Genomic DNA, 18,938 nt, shown 5'->3' with positions numbered 1-18,938 from the left:
GATTTCCATGAACTCGATGAAAATTGGCAACAATATATTTTCCTGGGATGAAACCGGAAGCGGCCCGGCCATCGTGCTGCTTTCTGGATGGTGCCAGGATCACCGCCTGTTCAAGACACTGGCGCCGGAACTGGCGAAGAATCATCGCGTCATCCGCTTCGACTGGCGCGGTCACGGCGACCATCGCGACCATGACGGCGACTTCGACATCAACCAGCAAGCCGACGATCTTGTTGCTTTCGCCGACGCGCTGGAGCTTGAGACCTTTCTTCCCGTCTCGACCTCTCATGGCGGCTGGGCCAATATCGAAGTCACCGACCGGCTGGGGTCAAGCCGCGTGCCGAAATCGGTTGTTATTGACTGGATCATGAACCAGCCGAACGAAACCTTCTTCGAACTGATCGACGGTATTCAGGACCGGCAGGTCTGGGAGAATGGTCGTGCAGGCTTCTTCGATTACTGGATCGGTGACACGAAGAACGCTGATATCGTCAATCACGTGAACAACGAGATGGCGGGCTATTCCTATGAAATGTGGGCCCGCTCGGGGCGGGAGATCGGCAAAGCCTATCGCAAATGGGGCAGCCCCATGCAGCGGATGGCGGCCATGGCCGAAAACCGTTCCATCACCCATATTTACTCGCAGCCATTCGAGCCGGAATATACGCAGGCACAGGTGGATTTTGCGGCTCGCAATCCGTGGTTCCAGCCCAAGAAGCTCCCCGGTACGACCCATTTCCCGACGCTTGAACAGCCTGCGAATGTGGCCAACGTCATCAGCGTGTTCAACGCATGATAAAACTCACTGAAGAAGCAGGCTTCGAGCCTGCCCGCCTTGATCGCGATTACAATGCCAAGGCCACCGTTTCGCCGGAAGCCTTCGCCGCCGAAATGGTGCGCTATCGCGAGACAAGCATCGCGCCCCGGGCCGATTGGGGCCGGCATTTCGACGTCGTCTATGATGAAGAAAGCGGACAGCGGATCGATATTTTCGGCCCGCCTTCCCGGAGCGGACCGTGTCCGGTCTTCGTGTTTGTTCATGGCGGTTACTGGCGCGCGCTATCAAAGGAAGATTCCGCCATGATGGCGGGGATGCTCGCGGCCGAAGGTATTGCGACCGTTGTCGTCGATTATCGTCTGGCGCCCGAAGTCTCCCTTGCGGAAATTACGCGGGAGGTGCGCGCAGCTCTGGCCTTCGTCTGGCGTCACGGTGGGGAGTACGGCCTCGATCCGGACCGGATAGCGGTTGGGGGGAGTTCGGCAGGTGGTCATCTTGCTGGTGCGCTTGTTGCAGAAGGCTGGCAGGACGATTTCGGTTTGCCGTCGGATGTTGTGAAGTTTGCCATGCCGGTCAGCGGGCTTTTCGAGCTTGCACCACTGGCGGCAACCTTTCCGCAGGAATGGCTGAATCTCGGGCCCGCCGATGTCGATCAGCTCAGCCCGATCCGCCACATTCCCGTGCGCGGTTGTCCGATTGCCGTGGCATGGGCAGAACATGAGGCTGACGGTTTCAAGCGTCAGTCCCGCGCTTATGCCGAAGGCTGGGCTGCAGCAGGCGGAGAGGCGAAAACCATCGAGGTCGCAAACCGGAACCATTACGATATTCTGATGGACTGGTGCTCGTCCGAAACCGAGATGTCGCGGGCTCTGCTCGCCGGTATTCGCAACATCGGTTAGCACTATAGTTGCATTCTTCGTGATGCCGGGCTGCAAAGAGCGCTTTATCTGCGTTCCGGTGCTCACGTACCTTTAAGTACGCTCCGCTCCGGTACTCGAAAATCACTCTTTTCGCCACGGCCTGACGAATTTGCAACTGTAGTGTTAGAGCGTATTCCGAAAAGTGTGAAACGGGTTTCGGAAAAGATGCGCGGTTCAAAGCAAACATTTGGAGCACCGATCTGATTCGATCAGGTCGGTGCTCTGATCGGCTTTCGAAAAGAAATTGTACGGTCGCGTAGCGAAGCGCGGCTGGCGGTTTCGCGCGGGCAAAACTTGCCAGCTTTATACTAATTCATGCGGTTATCCTCATGGATATATGGTTTTAAGATGAATTGTCGCATGAATTAAAACATCCCATTCTGACCGTAACGATGATCTGGGCGTGGCCCGAATTTTTAGATTGCAGAGGCTTTCTGATGCAAAAATCCGACGTGCAGCTTTTCATAGGTGGTGAATGGCGCAAGACCGCCAATACGCTTCCCATCATCAATCCCGCAGACGAGACTGAAATCGGGCAGGTTGCGGTCGCGGAACGCGAGGATCTGGAGGCGGCACTTCAGGCGGCGTGGGACGGTTATCAGGTCTGGCGCAACACTGCGCCTGCGGCCCGTGCTGCGATCATCATGAAGGCCTCGGCGCTCATGCGCGAGCGGCAGGAAGAGATCGCACGCGCGATTACACTGGAAAACGGGAAACCGATCAGCGAAGCCCGGCTTGAGGTTATTCGCGGCTGCGAATTCTTCGAATGGGACGCTGGCGAGTGCATTCGTTTCTATGGCCGCGTCATTCCGAGCGCGCCCGGCATTCGCTATATCGTCGTGCACGAGCCAATCGGTCCGGTCGCAGCGTTTGCGCCGTGGAATTTCCCGATGAGCCAGCCAGCACGCAAGATTGCGGGTGCTCTGGCTGCGGGTTGCTCCATTATTCTGAAAGCTTCCGAGGAAACACCGACGGCGGTGACACATATTGCGCGTGCATTCGAGGATGCAGGCCTGCCAGCCGGTGTGCTGAATCTGGTCTTCGGCGTTCCTGCCGATATTTCGCAGTTTCTTATTCCGCGCCCCGAAATCCGGGCGATTGCGTTCACCGGATCGACTGCCGTCGGCAAACACCTGACCGAAATCGCTGCGCGCCACATGAAACCGGCGCTGATGGAACTTGGCGGCCACGCTCCCGTCATCGTTTGCGAGGATGCCGATCCGGTCGTTGCGGGTATTGCCTCGGCGCGCCGCAAATACCGCAACTCGGGTCAGGTATGCACCTCGCCGACGCGCTTCTTCGTTCATGAAAGCCATTATGAACGTTTCACTGCGGCTTTCATCGAAACAGCGCAATCGATCCGTGTGGGTAACGGCATGGATGAGGGGGTCCAGATGGGCCCGGTTGCCAATGATCGCCGCGTCATGGCGCTGGAAGAGTTGGTCAGCGATGCAGAAGCGAAAGGTGCGAAACTGCTTTTCGGTGGTCGTCGCCTGAAGAACAATGGCTATTTCTTCCCGCCAACGGCTCTGGCTGAACTGCCGGACGATGCCCGCGCGATGTCGGAGGAGCCATTTGGTCCGCTGGCGCTGATCAATCCGGTTGCCTCTCTTGAGGCGGCTATTGAAAAGGCGAATTCGCTGCCGTTTGGTCTGGCGGCATATGGTTTCGCAAACTCAGCGGAAAATGTGGACCGTTTGATGACGGGACTGGAAGCTGGAAACGTCTCCATCAACACGCTTGAGGCTTCTGTTGCCGAGACGCCGTTCGGCGGTATCAAAGACAGCGGACTTGGCCGCGAAGGCGGCGCCGAAGGACTGCATCATTATACGGTCGTGAAAAATGTCTCGCACCGTCTGGTGAACAGCCTGTAGGCGACTTTATTCAAATCGCTTCTCGGACCCGTCGCCATTGATCACTGGCGGCGGGTTGGCCTGCTTCGGTACTCAAGGTGTCAAAGACACCGGCAAGTTACATGCCCTGTTCACTGACTTGAAATGCTGTCCGTGACGATTACTCATCCGGTCATCATTCGATAGATCGCCGGTAGAGCGACAGGCAGTTTCGACAGTTTGGCGACAAGAGCGTAGTTTCTACGGCCGAAAAGCGTGGGAAGGTATGCATTCGCCTCCCGATCAACGGTCACGGCAAAGACGTTGACGCCTGTTGTGCGTGCTTCAGCAACGGCCCTGCGACTGTCTTCGAGTGCGAACCGGCCTTCATAATGGTCAACATCGTTCGGTTTGCCGTCCGTCAGGACCAGCAGAAGCTTCTTTCTGTTGGGCTGTTCGGCAAGCTTTGCTGTTGCGTGACGGATGGCGGCTCCCATGCGCGTGTAGAAACCGGGCTTCAGCGCCGCAATCCGGTGTTCTACGGCAGGACCGAAAGTTTCGTCGAAGTCCTTTACCGTTTCAACCCGCACCCATGAACGACGGCGCGAGGTAAAGGTCTGGATGGAACATCGGTCGCCACAGGCAGCAATGCCATTGGCCAGAACCAGAAGCGCCTCCTTTTCCACATCCAGCACACGCCGATTAACGATCCACGCATCGGTGGATAGCGACACATCGACCAGAATGGTGACGGCAAGGTCGTTTGCCTTGGGTCGGCTCATCAGGTGCACGTGGTCGCTGCCCTGTCCTCCGGCGGCAAAATCGCATCGTGAACGGACCACGGCATCGAGATCGAGATCGTTGCCATCGAGCTGCGCACGCATCAATTCGCGGCCTGGCCGCAGGATCTCGAACTGGCGGCGAACCCGGCGCACAAGGCTTTGCGCTTCATCATCCAGTTCCAGCGCTTCTTCACGGTCCTGCGCTGGTGCTGCCAGAACACTGCAATGGTCGGGAAGATAGGTTGCCTTGCGGTAATCCCATTCCGGATAGGTCAGTTTGGCGGCGAGAGCCGTTCGATCGACCGCTTCAGGCGGCAGATCAAGATCGAAACGGAAACGGGCCGCAGGTCTGCCCTTGCGTTCGCCCAATGTAAGATCGTCAAGCTCATCTGCAGATTTTGCATTCTGCTCGTCGCTATCGTCCGTTGGCCTGTCGACGCTCACCATCTCCGCCATGGCAAGGATTTTCTCAAAGCGATTGAGAATGAACGGGCTTCTGTCGGCCAGCCTCGGATTCTGCTTCTCGCGGTTGGCAATCTGCCGTCCGGTTTCGACACCGTCCGCCTTGCTGTTCAGCACTGGCTGGTCATCGTTATCGCGCGGCGCGGTCTCTTCGCGTCTGATCAACTCCGGCCAGAGCGGGACGGGCAGAGCGGGCAGATAGCTCGCGGGTGCGCAATGCGGAAAGATCGTAGGGAGACTGTCGTCCGGCAGTCCTGCGCCTTGTTTCAGAAGCGCCAGAATGCGCTCCTCCACTTGTTGCTCCAGACCATAGAGCGGACGTTTGGGGCGCACAGCCAACACCGCTTCGCACAATCGCGCATAACGTTTCTGCAGGCCCGGAAATATCCGGCAAGTCTTCGCAACCGTATCCGATGCCACTGCAAGCGCTGCAAGATTACGGCGCAATGGGTCATGCGGAAGCTCGCCCACTTCAGTCGGCATAACCGCCATATAGCCCGTGAGCCAGACATAGAGATCGTAATTGAGCGTTCGATCTGGAAAGAGCGCAATTTCGGGCGGCAGCATCAATGTCGCTTCATCCCGCAACGGCTGACTAAGTTTCTCTTCGCCCAGAGCCATGCGCTGCCGCAAGCCCAGCCTGTGCCCTGAGGTTCGCGCACGGGCCGGGGCAATCTGTACGGCAACATCGCCACCAAAACCACGAAAGCAGATGGCGAGCTTCTGGCGAATATCGCCAAGCTGCACGGCGTGCTGGGGATAATGCGGCCACGATCCGGTCTTGCCGATCAGGCGGTGCCAGGCCCGGCCAACGGTTTCCTCCAGTTCCAGAAAATCCAGCATGATATGCCCGCCTATTTCAGCATTGCATCGGCAACTTCAATCAAAGCGGCTTTCACGTCAGGCTCATCGGTCAGCGGCTCGATCATCGCGGCACGCGCCGCTTCGCGTTGCGACATGCCGGCGTCGATCAGCGTGGCGCAGTAGACCAGCAGACGGGTTGAAACGCCTTCTTCCAGATCATGGCCTTTCAGCCCGCGCAGCCGGTGAGCCAACGCCACCAGTGGCGCAACCTTTTGAGCCGCGAGGCCGCTCTCTTCGCTCACTACCGCGATTTCCTGTTCCTTGGGCAGGAAGTCGAATTCAATGGCGACGAAGCGCTGGCGCGTGCTCGGCTTCAGTGATTTCAACAGGTTCTGGTAACCCGGATTATAAGATACGACGAGCATGAAGCGGTCCGGTGCTTCAAGCAACTCGCCGGTACGTTCCAATGGAAGAAGACGGCGGTCGTCAGTCAGTGGGTGCAGAACCACGGCCACGTCCTTGCGCGCCTCGACAATCTCATCGAGATAGCAGATACCGCCTTCACGCACTGCGCGGGTCAGCGGACCGTCGACCCATATTGTATCGCCACCTTTCAGCAGATAGCGCCCGGTCAGATCAGCAGCCGCCAGATCGTCATGGCAGGAAACCGTAGAAAGCGGCAGGCCGAGTTTTGCGGCCATATGGCTTACAAACCGCGTCTTGCCGCAGCCGGTCGGTCCTTTGAGAAGCAGTGGCAGCTTGCGCGTCCAGGCCATTTCGAAGAGCGTGCATTCATTGCCGGACGGGCTGTATGGTGGGATCGAGACATTGGCATTTTCTACATTTCTGAGAATGGGGTTCATGGCCGTTTTCCTTTGTATCAGGCAATGAAGCCCCGCCTGATGGCGGGGCTTGGTGTCGATCATTCAGCGGGTTGTACGAAGCCGGAGGTATTTTCGCGGCGTTCCTTGCCCGGAACCAAGACGGCCCAGATGAACATGAAGGCCGAGATCACCACGACGACGCCTGAGCCGAGACGGATCCAGTAGAACAGCGCCAGCTGGTCCTGCACGACCATGAAGCTTTCACCCAGAACACGCTGCAGGTGGGTCTGGACAACACCTGCGAAGGTCAGTGCAAAGGTCATCACGGACATGGCCGTGCACATGGCCCAGAAGCTCACCATGGAGAGCATCTGATTGTATGGCGCCCGTCCGCGCAGTTCCGGGATCGCATAGGCCATGACTGCGAGATTGAGCATGACATAGGCACCGAAGAAGGCGAGGTGTCCGTGGGCGGCGGTAAGCTGCGTGCCGTGGGTGTAATAGTTGACCGACGACAGCGTGTGCAGGAAGCCCCATACGCCCGCACCGAAGAAGGCCATCACCGAGCAACCGATGGACCAGAGAAGGGCTGCACGGTTTGGATGTTTGCGACCGGCCTTCCATGTCATCACGAAGGTGAAGATGACCATGGTGAAGAACGGAGCGACTTCCAGTGTCGAGAACAGCGAACCGATCCACTGCCAGTAGCCCGGTGCACCGATCCAGTAATAGTGGTGACCTGTTCCGAGAATGCCGGAGAACAGCGCCAGACCGACGATGACATAGAGCCATTTTTCGACGACTTCGCGGTCGATGCCGTTCAGCTTGATCATCAGGAAGGCGAGGATCGACGCCATGATGAGTTCCCACACGCCTTCAACCCACAAATGGATGACATACCACCAGTAGAGCTTGTCGAGTGCGAGATTGATCGGATTGTAGAAGGCGAACAGGAAGAACAGGGCAAGGCCCCACAGACCGAACAGAAGGATGTTGGTCACGGTCGTCTTGCGGCCCTTGAGCGCCGTCAACGTGATGTTGAACAGGAAGATCAGGCAGACGACGACGATGCCGACCTTGATGATGAATGGCTGTTCGAGAAATTCACGCCCCTCGTGAACATGGAACAGATAGCCGACAACGGCGACACCGGCCGCCACGAAGAACAGCCAGAACTGGATGACGGCGAGTTTGGTGCTGTAAAGCTCGGTTTCCGTTTCTTCCGGCAGAAGATAATAGGTCGAACCCATGAAGCCCATCAGCAGCCAGACGACCAGTGCATTGGTGTGGATCATGCGAACGATGTTGAAGGGCAACAGCTCTGACAGCGTATTGGGCAGAACATAGATCGTACCGGCGAGAACACCGAATGCGACCTGCGCGATGAACAGCACGAGCGCTCCATAAAAATAGAGCATCGCGACCTTTTGGCTTTCATATTTCATATCATAAAACTCCGTTCATCCCGCGCTCAGCCTGCCTCGTTGGGCGGCCAGTTCTGCGTCTTGATGCGACTGGTCCATTCGAGGAAATCAGCCAGATCGTTGAGTTCCTGTTCGCTCAGGTTGAACTGGGGCATCTGGCGACGCCCTTCTATCCCCGTGGGCTGCGCCTGCATCCAGGCTTTCATCGTCTCGCGTGCGCCTTCCGGGTCTTCTTCGCCACCCCAGCGCTTCCAGACATTGCCAAGCTCGGGTGCAAAATATGCGCCTTCGCCAAGCAGTGTGTGGCAATTGATGCAGGAGTTTTTCTCCCAGATGTGCTTGCCGCGCGCGACCGCATCGGTCAGCGTCGATTCATCCGTGGAGGTGGTTTTCATGTAGTAATGGCTGTGCGCCGTCAGCCCCACGAAGATCGCGAAAAAGAAAATAGACCCGCCGTAGAAGACGTTTCGTGCGCCGGTCTTGGTTAGGCGTTCTGCCATCCCCTTCGTCCTTTCATTGGCCGAAGGCGGAGCCTCGGCATCAAATCCCCCGTCGATAGTGCGGCTGGTCAATCCCCTCGCCAGCATCACGGGACAGGACTGTTCTATCGGTCGGAGGAAAGCCTTCTTTGCGATTTGGCAAAGACTGGAGCATTTCCGAGCCAAAAGTGCGAAGCGGCTTTGCGTCGGATAATACGTAAAAACAAAGAGATAGCGTGCTGCTCAGAGGAGGAAGCGCACTGCGACAGAACGCACCAGTGCCAGTGTGAGCAGAACGGCGGGCCAAGCCAGCAAGGCAGGCTTCAATATGCCGTCGGTTCCGCGCATTTCCATGAAGTCGAGGATGACGAACCAGCCTTTGGCAAAAGCGAGGATCAGTACAATGACGATAGCTGCGAGCATCCCGGCGCTGGTGCCTGCGATAAATGCACCGCTCATAGCGAGAATGATCAGAACGACGAATGTACGGGTCAGGGATGAATGGTCACGATCGGACACTGCGGGCCTCAGGCAAGATAAAGGACAGGAAACATCACCAGCCAGACGAGATCAATCGCGTGCCAGAGCGTCGTGATCAGCAGAACATTGGAAGCAGATGGTCGCCATGCGACCAGCGCCAGAATGATCGATCCGAACAGCACATGCATGAGGTGAAAACCGGTCAGGAGAAAATAAAGCTCGAAGAACGAACCAGTTGCTTCATCACCAGCAAACTGGATTTCATGCGAATATTCGACGAGCTTGATTGCTACAAAAACGAGGCCGAAAAGGGCGGCATATAAAAGCGGACGGCGAGCCTGACTAGCATTGTGACGTCTGCGCACGGCAATTGCCGCCTGCCAGCCGCTCATCAGCAGCACAACGGTGTTGGCTGCAGCGAGGCCGGGGCTGAGATGCGCGCGCAACTGCGCAACGCCTTCCACATTGATGGCCGACATCACCATGAACGCAATCAGCAGGATTGCGAAGGCAACGAGTTCGCTCCACACGAGGATCCAGAGCAGAAGATCATCTTCCGCGCGATCCTCCGCGTTGATTGCAGTTATGGCCAAATCTTCGGTTCCAGACATGGAACATGCCTAGCGCCCGCAGTTCAGGCCTTCTTTGCGTTTTGGCAAAGAAGAAATGCACTGACGACGACATTGTATCCTCGCCATAGAAAAGGAAATTTCAATGACGGATGCACAGATCGGGCTCATGGTCGCAACACCGGCGATCATCGGCTTTTCACTGGTTCTTTATCGTATGGGCGCTTTGCAAGGCGCGGGCACGCTCTCCGCCGTTGCGGCTTCCATCGTGATTGCAGCCGTTCTTTTCCTTGGTCAGTAGGTAGAGGGAAGAATCATGGATGCGCCGCCAGTCTTGCACGCGACCGATATCAGTCGCCTCGAGGCCCACCATCATGATCTGCTGGAACTGTGTCTGCAGTTGGAAGAAATCGCTGAGGATCTCGAGACCGGCACCTCTGTGCAGGAATACCGGCGAATCTCGACGCTCATTCCGCGTCTTGTTGGTGAAACCCATGCGCTTGAAGAAGAAGTTCTGTTTCCAGATTTCAGCCGGCAGGCTCATTCCCATTTCGCCAACGCCATCATTGAACGCCTGAAGGCGGAACATCGTTGTGACCGGCTGGCCGCCGAGGAATTGTCACAGACATTGATGGCAATTGCAGACGGTCGTTGCCGTCTTGCTTCCGACACCATTTCATACATGGTACGTGGCTTTATGGAGAGCGTACGCCGCCACATCCTGTCGGAAAAACTGATGATAGAGGCGCTGCTGGCAGCGAAATCCGAGGAGCGGGAAGTTTTTGGATGAGACGAAGGCGATATGCCGGGCGTCTTCCGTTCGGCATACCGTGTTTCCGGCTGTTCTACCGTTCGCCGTCGGCAAGCCGTCTCACACCTGACATATTGAGTACGGTCAGTTTCTGGCGGCCGCCCCGAACAAATCCTTGCGCTTCCCAGCCCGTGAGAATGCGTGACACTGTATGCAGTGTCGTTCCGGTCATCTCGGCGATATCCTGTTTGGTGATTGGAAAATCGATCCGGATGCCGTCATCTTCTTTCCGGCCAGCCTGACGGGCGAGGCGCAGAACGGTGTGCGCGACACGCCGTTCCACTTCTTCCGTCGACATCTCACGGATACGTGTGTGGGCTTCTTCCAGCCTTTTGCCGATTGTCTGGATCGCATTCATTGCCAGACCGGGATTCTGCTCGACAAAATAATCCCAAAGCCCGGTTGGCCAGGCCAGTACGATGCTTTCCGCCACGGCAATCGCTGTGCCGGGATAATCGCTTCTCTGCAAGGCTCGGGCAAAGCCGAAAAGGTCCCCCGGATGCACCATGCGGACGATGATCTGCTGTCCGTCCGGGGTGATCTGATTGACCTTCAACCGCCCGTGCAGGAGGAGGTAGAAAAGAACGGCATCGTCGCCTTGCTCGAAAATCGCCTCTCCCGGAGGAACGCGCTTTGTAGTTGCATACGAGACAAGCTTATCGAGTTCGCCATCACTCATTTTGGCGAACAAGGACAGTTTCCTGACTAGTCCGCGATCTATCAAGGACATTGCGTTTCTCACACTCCAAGACCCTGTATCTACCTTAGCACAGCAAGGCGGGCTTGGAATTGTTTTCGGAGCCGGGGATCGGGCATTCACAATTAATCCCTCATGCGCCGATGTTCTGGATGCGCTTCCATACCACAGCATACCAGCGGTTGTCTCGGACAAGCCGGAAACCGAGATTGTCGGGTGGAACGCCGACGCTGCATCCTCCGGTTTTCGGGTTGCGAATGAACGAGCTCATCGCAGCGCGGTGCTTGCCATTGACGACATAAACGCCGCACGATGGCACTTCCGCGACCTGCTTGCCGTAGGCATCGATATTGACGCGGCGGTGGCAGGTCTGCGTCCATTCCCACACATTGCCTGCGATATCGGCTACGCCCAGCTCGTTGATACCGAAAGCGCCGGTGGGGCGTCTGGTCGGGCTCCTGTCCAGCTTGCGAGCGCTTTGCTTTTCATAGTCTCTCAGCCAGCGGATTGCCGGATTGGCCGCAGCATCGTCCTCAATGCCAAGGGCGTCGTCGGGAAAGCGCGAGCCGGCAGCGAATGCCCATTGCTCGTCTGTCGGCAGATGCCAGATTTCGCCGGTTTTGCGTGAAAGCCAGTCGGCATAATTTTGCGCATCATCATAGCTGACGCCAACGATCGGACCCTCTGCATCGGATGCGTCGTGATTGTGCGGCAGGGCCTCGGCAGACTGGCAGTCGCCGTCGGCGACGCAGCGCTCATAGTCAGATGTGCTGACCTGATACTTCATGATCTCGAATGCCCGCTGCAGCTTGCGGGTCGTCAATGGGGCGTCAACGGGGTAATTGTTCTTCTGAAAGTCGCCATCGGCCCGATACGTCATGGTACGAGGAGCGATAACGATCATTTCCGGACCAACGGCCGACGCGTCCGGCATTGTGCGGTCCGGACGTCCGACGACATCAACGACGATCAATCCCGCGATGACTGCCAGCAGAACCGCCGGAACGGCCACGGCAAGCTCGCGCAGACACTTTTTTCCTTTGCCTTCGTTCATCGGATATCAGGGGACCGCATCCGTCCGGGAGGCAGATGGATGCAGTCCCGAGCCTTTCATCCTAAAGCATGGCCAGAGCATTTCCAGCGAATGTGCGAAGCGGTTTCGCGTGGATAATGCGTGCAGAGGGAGAGAGCGGTTCCGATTCCGTTTTGACTGGAGCCGCTCCAGGTTTGCCAAAGGCGCTCTGGGAGGCGAAGCGCCTTCATACATTCGCTTTACGTGCCAGATGGTGCGAGAACCGACGTCATCAGATCGTCGTTCCATTCACCCGTGACCTTGAAGTGGGCGGCAGCGCCGAGTTCAAAAGCCTCGATCAGATTGTGGTTCACATAGGCGTAGATGCCGGGCTGCTGGAACGTGTAGAAGGCTGCTCCGGCGGCACCACCCGGAATGAACCAGGTTTCCTGATCGACGTCGGGCGGCGTATTGAACTTGCCGGTCGCCCAGACATAATCCCCATGCCCCCCGATCAGATGTGGTCTCGTATCGCGGTTGGCCTGCGAGTGGACGATCAGGACTTTCTCGCCAACCGCCGCCGTCATGGCCTTGTCGCCAGTCAGTGCGCCCACAGCGCCGTTGAACACCACATGGGTCGGAGTGAGGGTGCGCATGACCTTGACGGTGTCTTCATAAGCGTCGCCGGGCGCCTCGTATTTCTTGTATTTGCCGTTCTCGTCGCGCGGTACATAGAAATCCTGTTCGCCGACATAATAAATCTTGTCGTAGGTCAGCGCTTTGCCTTTGCCGTCATGCAGACCCTCGCGCGGCAGCACCATGATCGCACCATTCATGCCCGATACGACATGCCAGGGAACCATTCCGGGAGGTGCGCAGTGGTAGACGAAGACGCCGGGCTTGGTCGCCTTGAAGCGCAGGATGGTCTTTTCTCCCGGATTGATTTCGGTCAGCCCGCCGCCGCCCAATGCACCGGTTGCCGCATGGAAATCGATATTGTGCATCAGCGTGTTGGTTTCAGGGTTGATGAGTGTCAGTTCGAGATAATCGTCCTGATGCACGACCATCAGCGGTCCTGGTACGGTGCCGTTGAATGCCATGGCGTGAACTTCGGTTCCCGCATCATCGATGACGATCTTCTTTTCCTCGATCACCATGGTGAATTCGACCACCTTGGGTCCGCCTTCTGCAACCTGACTATGGGCATGCACGAAGGGAGGGTCCACAAGCTCCACCTTCTGGCGTGGAAGTGCTGCTATTTCTGCCGCAGTTGCCTTCCGCACCGCGCCTTGTCCCCAGGCGGATGTGGTTGCCAGAACCGGCGCAAGCGCCCCAGCCAGGGCGGCTCCTGCCAATATGGTGCGGCGACTGATTTGCATCTGTTCGGCCATCGATACTCTCCTTTACGATAGGACCGAGCATTTCCTGCTCTGTCATGCCGACTATAGGAAGAGGCACTTCGATGTTCCTTGACTGCGATCAAGGTGATACAAAAAATTGGGTAATATTAGACGTTTAATATCAATGACTTAAGCTGGCTGATTGACGTCTGTCCCGCTTTATTTGCGCTGGAACAAAGGCTCAGCCGAAGGGGTTTGGCCAAAAGTGAAACCAGCGAACAGATTGGCTCTGTTCGCTGGTTTCGATGATGCGGATATGCGTCGGGAGATTAATCTCCAAATCGCGCTTGTACTTCAGGCATCGCCATCTCCGGAATCCACTCCGGCTCGTAGGTCAGTTCGACATTGACTGCATGAACCCCTTCGACAGATTCGGCGCTCGCACGAACGGCATCAGTCAGATAACCCGCAGCCGGGCAACCGGGCGTTGTCGTCGTCATACTGATATCGACAGTTCCGCCATCACCAATGTCGATACTGTAGATCATGCCAAGGTCAACGAGGTTGAACCCAAGTTCGGGATCGAGCACCAGACGCAGATGTTCGATGATCTGCCTCTCCAGCTGGTCATGTACCGTGTGTTGCATGACGACTACCTCGCATCTCCAACACGGATCATTATACGATAGGCGGTGCCGGTCTCATCGAAATTGCCGACCCATTCGTGACCACGGTTTTCGAGTTCGGGAAAGAGGAATAAAGGTTCGCGGTGCAGCAGGGCGAACAGAACCGCGCCTGCAGGCATCTCTTCCACTTCCGCAAGAATGCGCACCATTGGTTCCGGCGGCTGCATGTCCGAACAATCGAGATAGCGTGATGGTTCAGGCCAGACATCCGGTGAACCGACATTGTCCGAGAACCGCAGTTCAGGCGCGGCGTCCATCGCCGGACTGAACAGGACTTGCCAGTCGCCATCCTCCAGCGGCTCCGCTTTTGCGGAAAAGCCTTTTCGCTCCATGACACTGAAAAGCGGTGCCGGTTTGAACGGGGCGATCAGCAGGAGGCTTTGTCCCGGCAAAAGACCGTCAACTGCTTCCATGATGGCATTGAACGGTTCCACGCCGCCCTTGATCAGAGGGCGCACGTCCAGCACATGATGCGTGATGTCCTGAACTGAGAGTGTCATTTCGATCTCCTGAGAATTGGTTCACCGGCATAGATGAGATGTGGCAGGGTTGCCCCTTTTGGCAGGCGTAGGCCGTGCGGTACATCGAGAAGCCGCCGGGCGCGGAAGAAGTGCACGATCAATGCAAGGATCGCCATGAGATTCAACGTAATGGCCAAACGAAACACGGTTGGATATTCGGCAATCAAAGCCAGCGTCGCGACGGCAACGCCAGTATAATAAAGAGAGAACCACTGACGTGTGCGGCGCTCGCTGACCATATCCTGCACACGCGGCGTCGGTGCCCTGCCCATGACAGGACCATAACATTCGAGCCAGGTCAGGAACGGCACGATCTTGTATAGCTGGGCAAGGCTGAGGCCGGTCAGCCAACCGAAGGCGAACAGATAGACGAGGGCTGCAATCATCGCATCGGTAGTGCCTGTCCAGAACAGGGCAATTGCCAGAAGAAGCGAGAGCCCTAGCGCGATGAAGGCTGGAATACTGGCGGCACTGTTCAATTCTATCGTCTTGCGCTTGCGCTGCCGGTAGATCGTCTGAATATCGACGATATAGAGCGCAATGCAGGCGATTCCGGGAATGAGAGCCGCCGTGACGGCGATTTCGACCGATCCCCTTTCCAAGGCGACAACGACAATTCCGACAGCGAGGATGGTCAGGGCAGCAGCGCCTTCCCACCAGATAATTCTGGTTGTTTGCCGCGCAGCATCAGGGGACAACATGAACATTGTCAGTAGTCTGTAGCTTACACCCATAGCTGTGAAAGTCATCCAGCCACCGAGACCAAGCGCTGCGTGAACCGGCAATGCCGCTCCCGCAATATCGAGCAGAACGGCTTGCTCCGTAAAGCCGGAGAGCGCGAAGGTGAAAACACTGCCAAGCAGAGCTGTTGTCATAAGGCAGCAGATGCCTGCCGCAACAAACCGCGCGGGCAAGGCGATTGGGCGAGCGAGCCAGAGCGTCATGCCCAGTATGGCGAAAATGGTGGAAAATCCGCAGGTCAACAGGATGCCAGAGACCGGAAGCAACCATGCCGGGCTCTCCGTCAGCCCAGCCATGCCCGCAAAACCAATGAGCAGGCCGGACAAGCCTGTCACGAGCAGAAGCAAAGCCGGGAGGCTTGCCCGGCTTCCCCACAGGGATTTGTTCACGAGAACCGGCACAAATTGCAGGAGTGCGCCGCTCATGAGCAGTGCAAGCCATCCAATAGCGATGGCGTGCACAACTATCAGTGTTTCCGCAGCGCGAATTCCATGACCCGGAAAGCCGAAACCGCCTGCCATCAAGGCAAGTCCAAAGACAAGGAAAGCCAGCGAAGCGGTAAAGTAGGATAGGGTCCAACGGGAAAGCGTCGCGCCGATCATCTCAGTTCGTCCTGGACGTTGTGCCTACAAGACTTCAGTGATTGCCGCAGGTGCACTCATGGTCAGCACCATGATGGCCTTTTCGGCGACCGATTTCGACCCGCCATAATGGACCGGTTTCCTTGTAGACCCACGAGAATGCACCCGGATTGCGGGTTTCAAGCTGGTGGTGCAGTGGCACCGGATCGTGATCATTGATGATTTCCAGCGCTTCGCCGGGTTCAAGCGAATCGATCATCGAGAAGATCGTCGCATGCCGCGAAATGGGCGGTATGGTGCGAACATCAATTACGGGGGAAAGTGAGACAGGTTCTGCCGACATCTGATTGTTCCGTGGCTGTCAGGCTTCGAAGCATGATGATGACAGCCGCATCATCATTCGAGCCATTCTAGAGTGACAGTCACAAACCGGATTTGTTGTATCTCAAATAAGGCGGGAATTTTCCTTGCGATCGAAGAAGCGTGTGAGCCACCCGGCACAGTGGCTCAGTTGCAAAAGTTCAAGATGGGGGCGATTACCGGTTGCTTGAGAGTGCCTGCACCAGATCGGTTTCCAGATCTTCCGGATCTTCCAGGCCGATCGAGATGCGAATGAGCTGAGCGCCAATTCCCAGGTGGTTTTTCTGGTCTTCAGGCACAACCGCGTGGGTCAGGGAATATGGATGCTGAATGAGACTTTCCACGCTTCCGAGGCTGACTGCAAAGTGGAAATAACGGGTCGAAGTCAGAATACGTTCGACGCGTGTCAGGTCCCCGGAAACCTCGATAGAAATGACGCAGCCGAAATTGATCATTTGTTCAGCGGCCAGTTTATGCTGCGGATGGCTGGCAAGGCCAGGATATACAACCTTGGTCAGTCCCAGTTCTTCAGCTCTTTTTTCGAGACTGGTCGCCAGCTTCAGTGCCGTTTCCGATTGCCTTATGCTGCGGATTTCCAGGGTTTTCAGCGAACGGTGCAGAAGAGCGCAATCTGTCGGTGACATGACCGAGCCGAGGGCGTTCTGCAGATAACCAACCCGTTCGGCAAGCTTGGCGGGTGCGTTTGCAGAAACCGCGACCACGCCCCCCAAAAGATCCGAATGCCCGTTCAGCATCTTCGTTGCCGAATGTACAACCACATGAATTCCATGATCGATTGGACGCTGGCCTGCCGGCGATGAGAAGGTGCTGTCACAAACCGTAATTGCACCGGCCTGTTTGCCAAGTTCAGCAACCAGCGACAGATCGACAATGCGAAGCGTTGGATTGGACGGGGTCTCAAACCAAAGCAGAGCTGGCTTATGGTCGAGGACAGCCTGGCGCAGTGCAGCTTCGTCGGAAAAATCCACGAAATTCACATTGTGCGCGGCGGTGACTGGTCTGACATCGGCCAGCAGTCGGTAGACACCACCGTAGAGATCGTTATGGGCCAATATCGACGAACCGGCCGGAAGCGCCTCCAGCAATGTTGCGGCCGCGGCAAGCCCGCTCGGGAAAACGAAAGCTGCTGCCGCGCCCTCGAGATCGGCAAGACAGCGTTCAAGACCGTTTCTGGTCGGATTGCCGCTGCGGGTATAGTCGTACCCCTTGCTCGCTCCTATGCCATCCTGCACGTAGGTCGTCGCATGATAGATCGGAGGGATCACGGCTCCGGTCAAAGGGTCAGGTTCCTGACCGACATGGATCGCACGTGTTGCAAAACCGGCCTGATTGCGAGGAGGGTTTCTGGACAATTTTTTGTCTTTCTGAAGTTGGTCTGTCGGACCCGGATTGCTTACCAGCTACTCACCGGTTTCATAATATGATTTTCCAGCTCTATCGGGCACATTTCCTTACGCTAGCCAGATTCACGGCTTCTGGCGGCTTTCGGGGTAAGTGCAGTCTCACTCGCCCGCAGGATCAGGTTTGCCCCAACCAGTATCTTTACCGGCGGTTGCGGTTCCGCTGTATTGATCAGGTCGTCGAGAACGGTAACTGCGAGATTTCCGATTTTCCGTTTGGATACGTCAACCGTTGTGAGACCCGGCTCCATGGTTGCACTTTGCGGCAGATTATCGAAGCCAATCACCGAAACATCGTCAGGAATACGAAGACCCTTGCCCTTCAGTGCGCGGATGAAGCCATAGGCGATGATATCGTTCGTGCAGAAATAGCACTCGGCCAGATCGAGTCCTGAATGCAGCATCGCACAAGTATCGCGATGGGCGCCTTCATAGGTCGATTCAACCGAAAGGATATCGCGCTCCTGAACCTTCAGGTCCAGACGCTGCATATTCTTGAAAAACGCATCGCGACGAAGACGGAAGTTTGTCGTTTCCGTATGACTGGCGACAAAACCGATCCGCGAAAAACCAAGCTGCTTGAAGCGCGACAGAACCTTGAAGACGGCGTCCTCATTGTTCATGTCGACGAAATTGGCTTCAATGACCTCATAAAAGGTATCGATGAAGACTGTGGGCAGGCCGAGCCCCTGTATCATGTGGATGTCTGCCGCCGAAAGCTCGGTCCCAAGCGCGATCACACCGCGCACTGGCGCACCGGCAAGCGATTCCGCTACTGCACTTATCGGCTGCCCGTCGAAACTTACCACTTCCAGCGTATAGTTTCGGCGCGTCGCTTCCGAGGACATGCCGTCAATATAATCCGAGACAAAAACACTGTGATCGCGGTTGACCGTCTCGCCATGCTTGGCAATCTTGAGAAAGCGGATCGTCTCCCCGGTGCTTGGCGCAGTTTTTGACGCGCGTGGAACATAGTTCAGTCTGGAAACGGCTTCGAGGACACGTGCACGCGTTTCGCCCGAAATTTCGCCCTTACCGTTGAGCACAAGCGAAACCGTAGCCGGAGAAACGCCGGCAGTCTCTGCGATGTCTCTGATCGTAAAAGACTTTTTCTTTTTCATATGCTCCGCACGATTATAGGAATTCGGTTAAGGACATAGGCTCCGGGAACGAGAATATCTGCCATTTGTATGGCATCTGCTCTCGGGAACTTCAAATCCGCAATTGGCACCAGATTCAATATGTTGCCGGTTTTGGTCTCAGATCAAGAATTAACAGGCCCCATCTTTTCAACGGCAAACGTTCGATTTTGCATCCTGATATGAATCATATGTTTAGTAAACAATATGAGCGATAATTAAACCGATTAGGGTAAAATCGATCCACAGGCAACGGAAATTTGCCGATATTGCGC

General features: G+C 56.4%; 20 protein-coding genes. 5 read left to right on the top strand and 15 right to left on the bottom strand.

The genetic code is table 11. The features are described 5' to 3' along the window. Window positions 1-7 precede the first annotated feature (7 nt). From AC1RHM_RS06435 to AC1RHM_RS06425, 3 genes are all read left to right on the top strand, one after another. The gene (locus tag AC1RHM_RS06435) at window positions 8-796 is read left to right on the top strand and encodes an alpha/beta hydrolase (RefSeq protein ID WP_029928739.1); all 789 of its coding nucleotides are present in this window, start codon (window positions 8-10) and stop codon (window positions 794-796) included. Next, a complete protein-coding gene (locus AC1RHM_RS06430) occupies window positions 793-1,677 on the top strand; it encodes an alpha/beta hydrolase (protein ID WP_029928741.1) in 885 nt (294 codons plus the stop codon). Before AC1RHM_RS06435 ends, AC1RHM_RS06430 begins: the two co-directional genes overlap by 4 nt. Window positions 1,678-2,135: 458 nt before the next feature. Continuing rightward, on the top strand, window positions 2,136-3,572 hold the full coding sequence (locus tag AC1RHM_RS06425; RefSeq protein ID WP_010660603.1) for an NAD-dependent succinate-semialdehyde dehydrogenase: 1,437 nt from the start codon (window positions 2,136-2,138) through the stop codon (window positions 3,570-3,572). A 143-nt stretch (window positions 3,573-3,715) separates the two neighbouring features. On the opposite strand, the gene AC1RHM_RS06420 is transcribed toward AC1RHM_RS06425, so the two are convergent. The 6 genes from AC1RHM_RS06420 to AC1RHM_RS06395 form a co-directional block, all read right to left on the bottom strand. Further along, the gene (locus tag AC1RHM_RS06420; RefSeq protein ID WP_029928744.1) at window positions 3,716-5,617 is read right to left on the bottom strand and encodes a nitric oxide reductase activation protein NorD; all 1,902 of its coding nucleotides are present in this window, start codon (window positions 5,615-5,617) and stop codon (window positions 3,716-3,718) included. Between the two features lie 11 nt (window positions 5,618-5,628). After that, window positions 5,629-6,441 (bottom strand): CbbQ/NirQ/NorQ/GpvN family protein, encoded by an 813-nt coding sequence (locus tag AC1RHM_RS06415; RefSeq protein WP_010660605.1) that lies wholly within the window; start codon window positions 6,439-6,441, stop codon window positions 5,629-5,631. 59 nt (window positions 6,442-6,500) lie between these two features. After that, the gene (locus AC1RHM_RS06410) at window positions 6,501-7,847 is read right to left on the bottom strand and encodes a nitric-oxide reductase large subunit (protein WP_029928747.1); all 1,347 of its coding nucleotides are present in this window, start codon (window positions 7,845-7,847) and stop codon (window positions 6,501-6,503) included. A 26-nt stretch (window positions 7,848-7,873) separates the two neighbouring features. Continuing rightward, window positions 7,874-8,326 (bottom strand): c-type cytochrome, encoded by a 453-nt coding sequence (locus AC1RHM_RS06405; protein WP_010660607.1) that lies wholly within the window; start codon window positions 8,324-8,326, stop codon window positions 7,874-7,876. Between the two features lie 222 nt (window positions 8,327-8,548). After that, the gene (locus AC1RHM_RS06400; protein ID WP_029928748.1) at window positions 8,549-8,824 is read right to left on the bottom strand and encodes a cytochrome C oxidase subunit IV family protein; all 276 of its coding nucleotides are present in this window, start codon (window positions 8,822-8,824) and stop codon (window positions 8,549-8,551) included. An 8-nt stretch (window positions 8,825-8,832) separates the two neighbouring features. Further along, window positions 8,833-9,396 carry a cytochrome c oxidase subunit 3 family protein gene (locus AC1RHM_RS06395; protein ID WP_010660609.1) on the bottom strand — a complete coding sequence of 188 codons (564 nt, stop codon included), beginning with the start codon at window positions 9,394-9,396 and terminating at the stop codon, window positions 8,833-8,835. A 103-nt stretch (window positions 9,397-9,499) separates the two neighbouring features. Here AC1RHM_RS06395 and AC1RHM_RS06390 point away from each other — a divergent pair, with 103 nt between their 5' ends. Next, entirely contained in the window at window positions 9,500-9,655 is a 156-nt protein-coding gene (locus tag AC1RHM_RS06390; RefSeq protein ID WP_010660610.1) for a hypothetical protein, read from the top strand. A 15-nt stretch (window positions 9,656-9,670) separates the two neighbouring features. Continuing rightward, the gene (locus AC1RHM_RS06385; protein WP_029928753.1) at window positions 9,671-10,144 is read left to right on the top strand and encodes a hemerythrin domain-containing protein; all 474 of its coding nucleotides are present in this window, start codon (window positions 9,671-9,673) and stop codon (window positions 10,142-10,144) included. 55 nt (window positions 10,145-10,199) lie between these two features. Here AC1RHM_RS06385 and AC1RHM_RS06380 read toward each other — a convergent pair whose 3' ends face one another. The 9 genes from AC1RHM_RS06380 to AC1RHM_RS06340 form a co-directional block, all read right to left on the bottom strand. Further along, entirely contained in the window at window positions 10,200-10,895 is a 696-nt protein-coding gene (locus tag AC1RHM_RS06380) for a cyclic nucleotide-binding domain-containing protein (RefSeq protein ID WP_166942373.1), read from the bottom strand. 100 nt (window positions 10,896-10,995) lie between these two features. Continuing rightward, entirely contained in the window at window positions 10,996-11,916 is a 921-nt protein-coding gene (locus AC1RHM_RS06375) for an SUMF1/EgtB/PvdO family nonheme iron enzyme (protein ID WP_036596261.1), read from the bottom strand. 218 nt (window positions 11,917-12,134) lie between these two features. After that, the gene (nirK, locus tag AC1RHM_RS06370; protein ID WP_010660614.1) at window positions 12,135-13,265 is read right to left on the bottom strand and encodes a copper-containing nitrite reductase; all 1,131 of its coding nucleotides are present in this window, start codon (window positions 13,263-13,265) and stop codon (window positions 12,135-12,137) included. Window positions 13,266-13,543: 278 nt separating this feature from the next. After that, a complete protein-coding gene (locus AC1RHM_RS06365; RefSeq protein ID WP_010660615.1) occupies window positions 13,544-13,861 on the bottom strand; it encodes a metal-sulfur cluster assembly factor in 318 nt (105 codons plus the stop codon). Between the two features lie 5 nt (window positions 13,862-13,866). Further along, window positions 13,867-14,400, bottom strand: a complete 534-nt coding sequence (locus AC1RHM_RS06360; protein WP_010660616.1) for a DUF2249 domain-containing protein — start codon at window positions 14,398-14,400, stop codon at window positions 13,867-13,869. Continuing rightward, window positions 14,397-15,764, bottom strand: coding sequence for a hypothetical protein (locus tag AC1RHM_RS06355; RefSeq protein ID WP_010660617.1), 1,368 nt, complete (start codon window positions 15,762-15,764; stop codon window positions 14,397-14,399). Before AC1RHM_RS06355 ends, AC1RHM_RS06360 begins: the two co-directional genes overlap by 4 nt. 34 nt (window positions 15,765-15,798) lie before the next feature. Beyond that, window positions 15,799-16,086, bottom strand: a complete 288-nt coding sequence (locus tag AC1RHM_RS06350) for a DUF2249 domain-containing protein (RefSeq protein WP_029928756.1) — start codon at window positions 16,084-16,086, stop codon at window positions 15,799-15,801. 193 nt (window positions 16,087-16,279) lie between these two features. Continuing rightward, the gene (locus AC1RHM_RS06345) at window positions 16,280-17,476 is read right to left on the bottom strand and encodes a trans-sulfuration enzyme family protein (RefSeq protein ID WP_029928759.1); all 1,197 of its coding nucleotides are present in this window, start codon (window positions 17,474-17,476) and stop codon (window positions 16,280-16,282) included. Between the two features lie 104 nt (window positions 17,477-17,580). Then, complete coding sequence (locus AC1RHM_RS06340) at window positions 17,581-18,645, bottom strand: LacI family DNA-binding transcriptional regulator (RefSeq protein ID WP_492332495.1); 1,065 nt, start codon at window positions 18,643-18,645, stop codon at window positions 17,581-17,583. Window positions 18,646-18,938 lie beyond the last annotated feature (293 nt).

Source organism: Brucella sp. GW823-FHT04E01 (genome assembly GCF_058796175.1).
The sequence above is the reverse complement of the archived record's forward strand: the minus strand, read 5'-3'. Positions and strand labels throughout refer to the sequence as shown.

Coding starts and splice junctions, on each gene's coding strand:
- AC1RHM_RS06340 (WP_492332495.1), bottom strand. CDS start 18,645: ATGAAAAAGAAAAAGTCTTTTACGATCAGAGACATCGCAGAGACTGCC.
- AC1RHM_RS06420 (WP_029928744.1), bottom strand. CDS start 5,617: ATGCTGGATTTTCTGGAACTGGAGGAAACCGTTGGCCGGGCCTGGCAC.
- AC1RHM_RS06355 (WP_010660617.1), bottom strand. CDS start 15,764: ATGATCGGCGCGACGCTTTCCCGTTGGACCCTATCCTACTTTACCGCT.
- AC1RHM_RS06390 (WP_010660610.1), top strand. CDS start 9,500: ATGACGGATGCACAGATCGGGCTCATGGTCGCAACACCGGCGATCATC.
- AC1RHM_RS06350 (WP_029928756.1), bottom strand. CDS start 16,086: ATGTCGGCAGAACCTGTCTCACTTTCCCCCGTAATTGATGTTCGCACC.
- AC1RHM_RS06375 (WP_036596261.1), bottom strand. CDS start 11,916: ATGAACGAAGGCAAAGGAAAAAAGTGTCTGCGCGAGCTTGCCGTGGCC.
- AC1RHM_RS06380 (WP_166942373.1), bottom strand. CDS start 10,895: ATGTCCTTGATAGATCGCGGACTAGTCAGGAAACTGTCCTTGTTCGCC.
- AC1RHM_RS06365 (WP_010660615.1), bottom strand. CDS start 13,861: ATGCAACACACGGTACATGACCAGCTGGAGAGGCAGATCATCGAACAT.
- AC1RHM_RS06435 (WP_029928739.1), top strand. CDS start 8: ATGAACTCGATGAAAATTGGCAACAATATATTTTCCTGGGATGAAACC.
- AC1RHM_RS06405 (WP_010660607.1), bottom strand. CDS start 8,326: ATGGCAGAACGCCTAACCAAGACCGGCGCACGAAACGTCTTCTACGGC.
- AC1RHM_RS06410 (WP_029928747.1), bottom strand. CDS start 7,847: ATGAAATATGAAAGCCAAAAGGTCGCGATGCTCTATTTTTATGGAGCG.
- AC1RHM_RS06415 (WP_010660605.1), bottom strand. CDS start 6,441: ATGAACCCCATTCTCAGAAATGTAGAAAATGCCAATGTCTCGATCCCA.
- AC1RHM_RS06430 (WP_029928741.1), top strand. CDS start 793: ATGATAAAACTCACTGAAGAAGCAGGCTTCGAGCCTGCCCGCCTTGAT.
- AC1RHM_RS06425 (WP_010660603.1), top strand. CDS start 2,136: ATGCAAAAATCCGACGTGCAGCTTTTCATAGGTGGTGAATGGCGCAAG.
- AC1RHM_RS06360 (WP_010660616.1), bottom strand. CDS start 14,400: ATGACACTCTCAGTTCAGGACATCACGCATCATGTGCTGGACGTGCGC.
- AC1RHM_RS06395 (WP_010660609.1), bottom strand. CDS start 9,396: ATGTCTGGAACCGAAGATTTGGCCATAACTGCAATCAACGCGGAGGAT.
- nirK (WP_010660614.1), bottom strand. CDS start 13,265: ATGGCCGAACAGATGCAAATCAGTCGCCGCACCATATTGGCAGGAGCC.
- AC1RHM_RS06385 (WP_029928753.1), top strand. CDS start 9,671: ATGGATGCGCCGCCAGTCTTGCACGCGACCGATATCAGTCGCCTCGAG.